This is a genomic window from Ralstonia sp. 25mfcol4.1 (assembly GCF_900104095.1).
GTDB lineage: Bacteria > Pseudomonadota > Gammaproteobacteria > Burkholderiales > Burkholderiaceae > Cupriavidus.
Genome location: NZ_FNJO01000035.1, coordinates 1 through 10,862, shown reverse-complemented (window position 1 = coordinate 10,862; position 10,862 = coordinate 1). Strand labels below are relative to the sequence as shown.

6 protein-coding genes and 7 pseudogenes are annotated in these 10,862 nt (G+C 57.2%); 4 read left to right on the top strand and 9 right to left on the bottom strand.

Annotated features, from left to right (window positions below):
• A partial coding sequence (locus tag BLQ58_RS28520) for a helix-turn-helix domain-containing protein (protein ID WP_139186198.1) occupies nt 1-304 on the bottom strand: 304 nt, incomplete at its 3' end.
• 155 nt (nt 305-459) lie between these two features.
• Nucleotides 460-1,347, bottom strand: coding sequence for a phage integrase N-terminal domain-containing protein (locus BLQ58_RS28515; RefSeq protein ID WP_092603797.1), 888 nt, complete (start codon nt 1,345-1,347; stop codon nt 460-462).
• A 974-nt stretch (nt 1,348-2,321) separates the two neighbouring features.
• On the opposite strand from BLQ58_RS28515, the pseudogene BLQ58_RS28510 reads away from it, so the two are divergent.
• A pseudogene (locus tag BLQ58_RS28510) lies at nt 2,322-2,456 on the top strand (transposase); the annotation flags it as partial.
• A 61-nt stretch (nt 2,457-2,517) separates the two neighbouring features.
• Here BLQ58_RS28510 and BLQ58_RS28505 read toward each other — a convergent pair.
• Nucleotides 2,518-2,727, bottom strand: a pseudogene (locus BLQ58_RS28505) (transposase domain-containing protein); the annotation flags it as partial.
• Between the two features lie 93 nt (nt 2,728-2,820).
• On the opposite strand from BLQ58_RS28505, the gene BLQ58_RS28500 reads away from it, so the two are divergent.
• Nucleotides 2,821-3,471: an IS110 family transposase gene (locus BLQ58_RS28500; protein WP_029051544.1), complete on the top strand. Its 651-nt coding sequence runs from the start codon at nt 2,821-2,823 to the stop codon at nt 3,469-3,471.
• Here BLQ58_RS28500 and BLQ58_RS28495 read toward each other — a convergent pair.
• Nucleotides 3,416-4,300: pseudogene (locus BLQ58_RS28495) on the bottom strand (IS66 family transposase); the annotation flags it as partial. The gene BLQ58_RS28500 and the pseudogene BLQ58_RS28495 overlap by 56 nt on opposite strands.
• A 55-nt stretch (nt 4,301-4,355) precedes the next feature.
• On the bottom strand, nt 4,356-5,888 hold the full coding sequence (locus tag BLQ58_RS28490) for an IS3 family transposase (protein ID WP_029051545.1): 1,533 nt from the start codon (nt 5,886-5,888) through the stop codon (nt 4,356-4,358).
• 71 nt (nt 5,889-5,959) lie between these two features.
• On the opposite strand from BLQ58_RS28490, the pseudogene BLQ58_RS28485 reads away from it, so the two are divergent.
• Nucleotides 5,960-6,190 (top strand): annotated as a pseudogene (locus BLQ58_RS28485) (integrase core domain-containing protein); the annotation flags it as partial.
• Here the strand turns inward: BLQ58_RS28485 and BLQ58_RS29295 are convergent.
• Nucleotides 6,182-6,355 carry a hypothetical protein gene (locus BLQ58_RS29295; protein WP_175460039.1) on the bottom strand — a complete coding sequence of 58 codons (174 nt, stop codon included), beginning with the start codon at nt 6,353-6,355 and terminating at the stop codon, nt 6,182-6,184. The pseudogene BLQ58_RS28485 and the gene BLQ58_RS29295 overlap by 9 nt on opposite strands.
• 51 nt (nt 6,356-6,406) lie before the next feature.
• Nucleotides 6,407-6,737: pseudogene (tnpB, locus tag BLQ58_RS28480) on the bottom strand (IS66 family insertion sequence element accessory protein TnpB).
• Nucleotides 6,738-7,192: 455 nt separating this feature from the next.
• On the opposite strand from tnpB, the pseudogene BLQ58_RS28475 reads away from it, so the two are divergent.
• Nucleotides 7,193-7,623 (top strand): annotated as a pseudogene (locus BLQ58_RS28475) (transposase); the annotation flags it as partial.
• Nucleotides 7,624-7,640: 17 nt separating this feature from the next.
• On the opposite strand, the gene BLQ58_RS28470 reads toward BLQ58_RS28475, so the two are convergent.
• Together BLQ58_RS28470 and BLQ58_RS28465 are read right to left on the bottom strand one after the other, a co-directional pair.
• Nucleotides 7,641-9,707, bottom strand: coding sequence for an acyltransferase family protein (locus BLQ58_RS28470; RefSeq protein WP_092603793.1), 2,067 nt, complete (start codon nt 9,705-9,707; stop codon nt 7,641-7,643).
• A gap of 839 nt (nt 9,708-10,546) precedes the next feature.
• Nucleotides 10,547-10,862: pseudogene (locus BLQ58_RS28465) on the bottom strand (IS110 family transposase); the annotation flags it as partial.

Here is a 10,862-nt window from a genome sequence, read left to right as displayed (position 1 = left end):
CGGAGATTTCCTGGGGCGACCACTTCTGATCGAGGAAGTGGCGCACCACGCCCCACAGTACGCCATCAGGAGCGAGCTTGGCGACTGGACGGCTGGCCTTGAGGCGTTGCGTACGGCAGGCTTGCGCGCTCATTGCGCCATAGCCGCCACGGGCGGTGGCATTGCGGCGAAGCTCCCGCATCAGTGTCGAAGGCGCGCGGCCAAGCCTGCGAGCCATGGCTCGCAGGCTGACATCTTCGGCCTTCCAAATCTCGATGCGCATGCCTTCTTCAGGTTGTAGTTGTTGGTACTTCGTTCTCGTCATTAATCACACCTTACCGAATGGCAAGGTGTTGCACTTCAAATTTGAGGCCGCCCGGCATATACCTCAACCAAAAATACCACACCCCATGCCATCATAGAAACAAATTGCGGCTCGTTTAGCGTATTCATATCAATTCCAAACCATTCAAATATCAATTACCTACCCAGGTAAACCGCCGTAATGGACTCACGATTGTGGCCCAGTTCAGCTGAGATCTCGAGCCTCACCGCCCTATCTCTTAATCGCTGCTGCGGAGTGAGTTGCGAAGCAACCGGCCCTCCCGCGGCAGGGGCAGGCCATCCAGTAAGATCTCTGTATCGTTTCTGCGCGTATTCGTGTCGCAAGCCATGCAATTTACAGATGCCCGCTTTTCTCGTCTGGCGAATGTAGCGACCTAAGTGCTTTACATAAGTCAATTCCGGCGGAATCATGGAGCCCAGCCCGCAAAGCACCACAGCTTTAGCGAGTACTTCGCGCTGAGAATCGGACGTGATAGGCACATACCTTTCCCTGCCCCCCTTGCACCACGACTCCATTAAACGGATTTGCGTTGCCTCGCTAACGGATTTACCTTCTAAAGCAAAAATTGCTTGGAACTTTAGACATTCCTCTCGACGAAGACCGAATTCTCTTTGAAGCAAGACAGAACATCTAATGCGGTCGTCCGAAATTTTTCCAATGTCTTCTAATGGCAATATCAGCGCCTTCGAGATATTTGTAACGAATTTTCGCTGCCCTATGCCCAGCTGCGCGTTTCTTCGAGGTACGCAATTCTGCTTACCGACTTTCCCAGCCCACCACCTGATATAGGACATCCTATTTTTCATCGTAGCAACAGCAAGACCCTGTGCCTGCCAGTGAGTCACTAGAGCCACCACATGCTTAGGCTTTAATCCGGAGGCTGGAAGTGTCCTAAATCCCAAGTCCTTAAGATCGTGCGCCACTTGTGACAATACTTCCTTGCGAGCTGCCTGCGTCGCAAAAGAACCTTCTCGGTTGAGATCGATCATCCGCATTAATTCGACATAGATATCAATCTTCATCTATTCCCCAACAGTGGTTAGTGTTCAGTACGGTTAGTGTTTGCTGCGACTGGCTTGACCAGTCCTGGCACCGAAGCCCTCAGGCATCGGTACGGGGTGAAGCGAAACTGCTATGCAGCTTGTCGGCCGATGAACTCTTAGAAACATCCATCGGGCCGGCGCTAAGAGCCGTTAAGCGTGTGCAATTGCACGACCACGCCACTCAGCCCTTCCGACGGCAACAGCGACAACCTGATATCGCTGAACCCTGCTTTGTTAAGAGCGCAGGTAGCTCTGGGGACAAGGTGTCCGCCTCTGCTCGGGGATCCGAGATAAATTGCAGCCCGCTAAGAGCAACTGGGGATGGAACGCCGGTTAGACGACGCTGAGGAACAACTTATGACAAGGTAACGACGTAACTGCACCGCGATTCGAAAGACAAAAAGTCGAAACAAAGGCAGATGGGTAAGGAGGAGGAAGGAAGGAAGGAAGGAAGGAAGGAAGGAGAATAGGCAACGCTCGCCGCGCTCGAAGTCGAGCCAAGAAAATCGCCAGCATTGCACTGGCAGGCGAGCCATATCAGCAGATCCGCTCCTAGGTAAGGCGGCGGACCCTCGGCATGCTCAACCGATAAGCACATTGAGCAAGAAAACGAGCTAAGAAGGAAAAAAATAAACCGCAACCGGCGCCATCCATCAATGGATAGTGCGGCTACAGAGCCCTATCGCTGCGCATATAGTCCGCTACAGGAGCGGTCCATCGGCAGAGCTGAAGGGACAACATCAAGGCGGGCGAGCCGCATTTTGCGGCACCTGGCCGCGAGTCGATGCGTCGTTGACGCGAGTGTGAGAAGAAATATATCGCAATGCTCACATGTTCGCAAGAGGTCGTCAGCTCTGACTGGAGCGGCCCCACGTATCTGAGGACACGAGGACTCTCTTAAAATAAGGGATAGCCCTGTGTCTATCAGTAAGCCTATTCATTGCGTGGAACCCATCGAAATTCTGACCGAGCCGGAACGTCGGCGGCGGCGCACAGCTCAGGAAAAAATCGCCACCGTGCAGGAAACACTGGCACCCGGGGCATCGGTGTCAGCCGTGGCGCGGCGGCACGGCGTGAACCCGAACCAGGGTAACGGCCCGATGAGCACCGTCCTTGACGCGTGAAGCAATACGTTTGGGGCTCTGACAGTCAGGCGCGGGCGGCATCGATGGGCTGCAATTCAGCCGCGACGGCCCAGGGCAGCAGTTCATCGATCCGGTTGATCGGATGATCGGCGATGCGGCTCAGCACGTGACGCAGATACGCCTCGGGGTTGAGGTCATTGAGCTTGGCGGTTCCGATGAGCGTGTACATCGCCGCGGCCCGTTCGCCGCCACTGTCCGCGCCGGCGAAGAGGTAGATGATATGACCGCCCCCTGCGATGCAACGCGTCGCAGGCCTTATGCCGGAAGGCATAAGCTGGCCGTGCCGAATCGTTCTACGGAGGCCATCATGTCCAGTATCAGACTCTTTGTCGGGCTGGATGTACATCGGAACACCATCGCCATTGCTTTGGCAGCGCCCGGTCGCGACGGCGAGATTCGTTTCATCGGTAACTTCGCCAATCAGCCCACGGCCATCATCGCGCAACTGCGCCGACTGGAGGCCCGGCACGGTCCAATCAAATGCGCGTACGAAGCGGGCCCATGTGCCTATCTCCTTTACCGCCAGCTCATCGCCGCGGGCATCCGTTGCCTAGTTGCAGCTCCGTCCAAACTGCCTGCCATCAAGGGACGCGTCAAGAATGACCACCGGGACGCGATCGCATTGGCGCGCCTGCAGCGCGCTGGTGATCTGGTCGCAGTGTGGGTCCCCGCCCCGACCCACGAAGCGATGTGCGACCTCGTGCGCGCCCGGCAAGAGGCAAGCTGGGACGTGCGCAAGGCCCGGCAACGCATCCAAAGCCATCTCCTGCTACGCGATCGTCATTACCACGGCAAGTCCTGGACACGGCAGCATCGGCTCTGGATCTCCGATCAACAGTTCGATCATGCCCCGCAGCAAAGTAACCGTCCGACGGACAGCGTTCTTGACGACGGGGTTGCTTTCAGGCGGCGGTCGTGCGGAACTGCTCAGCCATGGCCCATGGCAGCAGTTCGCTGACGCGATTGACGGGGTAGTCGGCGATGCGCGCAATGACGTCGCGCAGGTAGGCCTCTGGGTCGAGTCCGTTCAACTTGGCTGAGGCCACCAGCGAGTAGATAGCGGCACCGCGTTCGCCGCCACTGTCAGAGCCGAAGTGAAGGAAGTTCTTTCGGCCGAGGGCAACGGCCCGTAGCGCACGCTCCGCTGCGTTGTTATCGATCTCAACGCGACCGTCACTGGCATACAGGGTCAATGCCGACCAATGATTCAATGCGTAGCCAATAGCCTTCGCGGTATCGCTTTTGGGCGACACCTTGCTAAGCGTAGAACGTAACCAGATCTCGAAGGCTTCCAGCAATGGAAGCGCTCGTTCTTGTCGGACGCGCCTTCGCTCGTCGGGAGGCTTCCCGCGGATCTCTGCCTCAATTGCGTAAAGTTCACCGATCCGGCGCAGCGCCTCAGTGTTGACGTCGTTCCTGCGTGCCAGGTACAGATCGTGGAATTTTCGTCTCGCGTGGGTAACACATCCAGCCTCTTGTACCTGGCCGTCTTTGTAAATGGCGTTGTAGCCTGCGAATGCGTCAGCTTGCAGGATTCCCTTGAAGCCTTTCAGGTGGGCCTGCGGATATTCGCCTGACCGACTCGGACTGTACGCGAACCAGACGGCCGGTGCGTCCACCGAACCAGCGGGCCTGTCGTCACGTACATAGGTCCAGAGGCGGCCTGTCTTGGTCTTGCCGTTTCCGGGTTCAAGTACTGGTACGGGCGTATCGTCGGCGTGGATCTTCGACGCCGCCATCACGTACTGCCGAATTGCATTTACCAGCGGGCGTAGTAGGCGCTGGCTGTTGATTTGCACTGAGAACTGACCCACCGGGGATGCGGACAAAAAGTTGGACTGGTTAAGCAGAGAATCCTAAACTTCTTCGGTACTCGACGGGACTGCGATAGCCCAGCGAGATCTTGATCCGCTTCTCGTTGTACCACCGGATGTACGAGTCCAGCGCCTCGATGAATTGTTCAACGGTGCTGGATTGCCAGTTCCTCGGATAGAAGAGTTCGTTCTTCAACCTTCCAAAGAAGCCTTCGCACGCGGCGTTATCAGGTGAGTACCCCTTGCGCGACATCGAGCGAACCAGCTTCGCGCCGGCGATGCGCGATAGCCAGCCGGGCCAACGATAATGGGCACCACGGTCCGAGTGCACAATGGGCTGGTCGCCAGTGGACGCGACTGTCTCGATGGCCGCATCCAGCATTGAGTTCACTAAGTCAGCGTCCGGCCGCGTGCCGATTGACCAACTGACGACCATCCCATCAAAGCAATCGATCACTGGTGACAGATATACCTTGCCGGCGGGGATCTGGAACTCTGTAATGTCTGTGAGCCATTTCATATTGGGTGCCGCCGCGTCGAAGTCGCGGTTGACGATGTTCTCTGGTGCTGGACCAATCTCTCCCATGTAGGAGCCGTATCGGCGCCGCTTCGGCGCTGCGGCGACCAAACGTTCCTGCTTCATCAGACGCTGCACGACCTTCTCCGAGATTCGTACGCGTTGTCGGGTGAGCAAAGCCTGCATCCGACGATAGCCGTAGCAACGATGGTTACGTTCAAAGATGTCGGCGATGGTGCGACGCACTTCGACATACTTGTCAGCGACATCGAGACGCGCTCGATGGTAGAAGTAGGAACTGCGCGCCAGCCCCACCCCTTCGAGGAGCTCCGTCAAGCCGTATGTTCGCCTCAGGGCATCAACCAGCAATGTCTTCTCCCGATTGGTCAGGGATTGCTGGATGATGCCCGTGTCTTTTTTTAAGATTTCATTTGCCTTCTTCAGGAGGTCTTGCTCCAGTTGCAAGCGTCGAACGTCGCGTCGCAGCGCTTCAAGTTGGCGCTCCAACTCCTCCCGCTCTGGATCCGGTGGCAAATCTCGGTGGCGCTTCATGGATGCGGAAACCTCTGGGCCGAGTAGCTCGTTCTTCCAGTTGTACAACGTCGGCCTGCATACGCCAAGTCGTTGAGCAATTGCTTGTGCACTTTCTTCTCGCGTGCACAATGCAATGACCACTGCCCGCTTGAGAGCAGGTGATGCCCCCTCAGATCGGCCGACGACGCGCTTGCGTTCCTCAGGCCTCAACTCTTGAATCCACGCATGGAGCGATGCCCGCCCAGGATAGCCCAGTGCTTTGATCGTAAGTGCAATACAGCGGCCGTGCTCCAAATAGTGTTCAACCGCCAGCCTCTTTTGCTCCGGCGAATACCTGGGTTTCGAACGGGCGTAACCGAGGCGCAGGTCTTGGCGCTGCTCGAACTCTCGGTGCCAACCCTTTAGTGCGTTCTTGGTCGGGTAACCGAGCTGTCGAATGGTTGGAGCTACTCGCTTGCCCAGCTTGATGTAGAGCCTAACGGCGCGGATGCGCTCTTCGTATGAATACATGAACTACCTCCAGGTAGTCCAAGATTTTGTCCGCATCCCCGCTGGGTCCGTTTTCCGTGCAAATCAACAGACTAGAGCCACTGACCACCCCCGTGCGTTCTCCGCAAAGCAACGGCATGGCCGAATCCTTCGTCAAGACCATGAAACGCGATTACATTGCGTTTATGAACAGGCCCGACGTGCCAACAGCGCTCTCTCAGCTAACGGTCGCATTCGAGCAATACAATGAGCGGCATCCACACAAAGCGTTGAGATATCGTTCGCCTCGCGAGTTCCGGCGAGCCGCCACATCATCAACTTAACGGTGTTTGGGTGTCCTGAATCACAGGGTCAACTCCAAGCGTCGCGACCGTGTCGCGTAGATTCTCCAAGTCGCTGTCGCGCTCACGAAGCGTCGTTTCCCGCGCCAGAAGCAGGGCCTTCAAGGCGTCGATGTCGTCGGGAAGCGAAGCGTTACTATAGGTCATGCAAGCAGTCTAGGCGCCAGCATCACTCCCCACGTGCATTGTCACAGACGTTTACAAAGCACTGCACGGGCGGGCTGCATCGATGGGCTGACGCCAGTCGAATCCCTCCAACAAAAGTCCGAGTTGCGCGTTCGTCAGGGCCACCACGCCACCTTCCGCGCGCGGCCAGGCAAACCGACCTCGTTCCAACCGCTTGGCAAACAGGCACATTCCACCGTCGCGCCAATACAGGCACTTGATGAGATCGCCACGTTTTCCTCTGTCCAGAGAATGGGTCTTTCTGCAAAACCATCTGCACTTTGGCAGCCAGCCCATCGAAGCCACATCGCATGTCCGTAAATCCTGCGGCTACCCATATCCGGGTATTCGCCGGTGGCTCCATCATTAGCACAGGCACTGCACCACCATACGCAGGATTTCTGGATCGACTCGGCCTTCAATGCTCACCTCGCCCTTGGCCAGTTGCAACCGGATGACTCCTGTAAGCGACCCGCCGGCAGGTTTCTCACCTTCGGGGTCTCTGAGCACAGCGGGGAGCAGCATTGGGGCGTCGCCAGCACGGGGGACGCCGAGGTGGCCTGCTCTAAGCATGCGCCGCCACCGAAAGACCATGTTCACGTTAGACCGTGTTCCAGGGCCAGCTTTGAAACCGACACCCCTGGAACGCACGCAGCTTCTGCAAGTCTTTGCTTCGATTCGATGGGGTGATTCCGGCTGCCGCGTGTGCGGCCACCACGCTTTGCCACAGTCTCCAAAGTAGTCCCCGCTAGATTTTGATGGGAACTACTCTGGATAGGGGTTCGCCTCTCGTGTCCACACGGCCATCAGCGGACGGTTACGCAGCAAATCACGCTGCAAGGCTACGTCAACGCCTTGCAGCAGGCCGAATCCCGTCGCACCGAGCTCGATGGCCAGATCGCGGAACGGCTGCCAACCTGGTCGCTGGCTCCCACTGTGACGGCGTTGCAAGCCTTGCGAGGCGTGGGTACCATCATCGCCGTGACACTGGCGGCGGAGGTTGGCGACTTTGCCCGCTTCGCAGCGCCGCGCGACCTGATGGCCTATCTGGGCCTGGTGCCAGGCGAGCACTCCAGCGGTGCCACCATACGACCCCGCGGCATTACGAAGCAGGGCAATTCGCCCCTGCGAGCGTTGCTTTACGAGGCGGCCTGGTGCTACCGGCAAAGTGCGAAGTCGGCCAATGGATGACGACCCATGCGCCTGCAGCCGTGCCGCAGTTCGCCAAGGACATTGCGTGGAAGGCGCAGGACGCCTTACATGAAATTTACTCTAGCGGAATCTTGCCGTGCTCGAAGAATTGGGACACTAGATGGTCGGATCCCAATGTCGTGAGATGGCCGTAATCATAGGCCAGTGGCACCACCTTGTCCGTCGTCAGTGAGAGGAGGCAGCCCTGCTTGTCGCACATATAGTCCATCGGACTGATGAAGCTTGCCCCTGATTTTTCTGCAACTGCGTGGATTTGATCGTTCGTCGTGCGCGCCGCTGGGTCGAAATTTCGATAGGTGCGCGTCTCGATTTTGCTCCAGACGTAAGCGCGTTTCAGCATTTCGGGTTGGCTGACGGAAAAGACCGGCAGGCTGCCGACCAAAACGACGTTCCGCACGCCCGCCTTCTTCACCATGTCGATGGTTGCGGCTAGTTTTTCGGTATCAAGCTTCTCCCAGCCTTTAGTCCCGTTGTACTGTGCCCAGTAACCAGCCATAACCAGTGTGTCGGGCTTGAGCTCCCGGATGCGTTGCATCGTGAACTGGTTCAGCCGGGCGCAGTCCCTCTTCTGGCCACCATCGAAATCCATGATGGGGGGGCATGCGCTTACCGTGTATTGCGCGACGTTGTAGTTGTGCGATGCTGCGTTGTTCGCAAAGCCTCGGTAAAGGGATGCAGCGTGTGAGTCGCCCCAGATCATCAGCAATGACCGGTGGTTGTCGCGGTTGGCCCCGCAATGCCCTGCGAAATCTTGAACCGGATCGTTTTGGGGGTCCAGGAAGCACTCACCGTATCGGAAGCCGATAAACCAGTTGTAGGCGAGTGATTCGTTGACGCCAACGTTCATCACGTTGATGAAGCGATCCTGGTACCCGTTTTGTTCGAAAGCGTCGTAGCCGAAGTATCCAACGACAGCCATGAGCGATGCCAGAACCAGGACCTTCAGTTTCGTGAAGCCGCCGCCGCGGATCTGCTTCTCGACGAGCTGGACAGTCAGCCACGCCAATACAATCGCGGCAAGGACGGCACCGATGCGAATGTTGCGGGAGGGCACGCCGGCTTCGACTATGCGGGCGAACGAGAGCAACGGCCAATGCCAAAGGTAGAGAGGGAAGCTGATCAGTCCGATCCGGACGGCACTCGGATGTGCGAGGAAAGTCTTGTTGACCCAGCCATTCGGTCCGGCAGCAATGATGAACACGGCACCCAGGACGGGCAAGACTGCCCATTTCCCCGGAAAACTGAATTCGTGGTTAATGTGCCAAAAGCCGAAGCAGAGCAGGAGCATGCCTGCGACGGACAGGGCGTTGGAGAGCGTCGTGCCGTCGTTTTTTTGCGCGGCTGAATAGATCACGCGCGCCAGGACACGATCGACACGGCGACCGAACCGGCGTAGGTCCTGCTGCTTATAGAGGACAAACCATGCCAGAAGGCTGCCACAAAGCAATTCCCAGAACCGAGTTTGCGGCGAATAGAACGTCGCAGTAGCGTCCTGCTTGATGCCCTTAAGGTTGAGATAGAGCGATGCTGCGGCAATGATCGTTGCGATAGTCGCGAGATTGAATTTTCGCTTCCATGCTGCCCAAAGCAATACTGGCCAGATGATATAGAACTGTTCTTCGATGCCGAGACTCCACAGGTGGAGCAACGGCTTCGTATCGGCGGACTTGTCGAAGTAGCCCGATTCGCTCCACAGAACGAGGTTCGATACGAATCCGGCCCCCGCTGCAATGTGCTTCCCTAGTGCTTTGAATTCCACTGAGAGGAGCGCAAACCAGCCGAAGGCATAGCAGCACGCCAGCACGATCAGCAGGGCGGGAAAGATGCGCTTGACGCGCCTTGCATAGAATTCGAAGAAGCTAAACGTGCCTTTGTCGAGGTTCTGAAAGATGATCGTGGAGATCAGAAAGCCTGAAATCACGAAGAAGACATCGACACCTATGAACCCGCCCTGCATCCAGTGAGGAAATGCATGGAATGCGACAACAGACAGGACTGCAATCGCTCTCAATCCGTCGATGTCGGGGCGGTACTTGGGATGGGAGAGTCCCGCTTGGTCTACGTGCGCTTTCGTTGGGTTGGAAAGTGCTGCGTCAGACTCTGCGAGCAGGCTGCGTTGCATGGGGGCAGGAGATTGCAAGAAGACGCGCGATTGTATCAATGAGCTCGAGAATTTTGGGGCTGCGTCAAACCCGATCGGCCGCTGGGTGGCTATACCTTTCGCCGCACTTAAACAACTGCCACCCGCAGTGGACCATCAAAACGCCGGGGTGTGCCCCACACGCGGGGCTAAACCCCCTCGCTTACGGATGCGTCGTAAGGCTTGGCTGACATCATGTGCCTACATCTGTTCGCCAAGCCGGTCGAGATCCAGCCTGTTCTGCTGACGTCGGCAGAAATCGTCGTCTGCTCCGCACTAGCAGGAAGAGAGCACAGACACAACTGTGAACCCAATGGCGAGCTGACGCTGATCCTCGTTGCAAAGGTGTCACCAGAGGCCAGTGAAAACGCTGACGCGGTCGCTCAGCGCGACACTAACCGGAGTTCAGTAAGATAATTCCGCGAACACAAATGTCTACACCCCCCCCAACGCGCAGTCTGCTACTTGTGCGGCTCGAAGGCACTCAAACTGGATGGCCGATTTTACCGCCTCATCCTGCTTTGCCTTGTTGGTCCACAGGTTCTCAATCGGCAGGCTCACGATGACCGTCAACACCCCATAGCAGCCGCAGCAATCCCGTAGCAGATGCCCAGATTATGCTGACTAAACGACAATTTTCACCCTGTTGTTGAAATACTCAACAAGATCATGCCCGTTTGATATAACGGTCCGTCGGCCAGCCATTGGCCGCGAACGCGTAGCACGTGATCCCGGTGAACTCGGGCCAAATTGAAAAACTCACCTCGGCGAATCACAACACCAGCAGAACTTACAACCTCCCAGAAGTCTAGTAGGAAGCGCTAAAGAGCATGAGGCATGGGATCCACTTGACACCCAAGGTCGGCGAGGCGTTTAAGCAGGCGGCGGATGGTCTTGTTGACGTCGTGACGGTTGAAGTGATCGGAACCAAGGTCGGCGTACTCAACGCCATCGCGAAGCATATGGTAGGCAGCGGTAAGCATGGAGGCGGCGACCGCGAGGATTGCCTTCTTGCCACCGCGGCGGGCCTTGATGCGCAGGAATTGGGCGTGCAGATAGCTGGTTTTAACGCGTACAGCAGCCCAGGCCGCCGTCACCAAGGCAGTTTTGAGCCAGGTCCCACTCTTTCGCACGCGC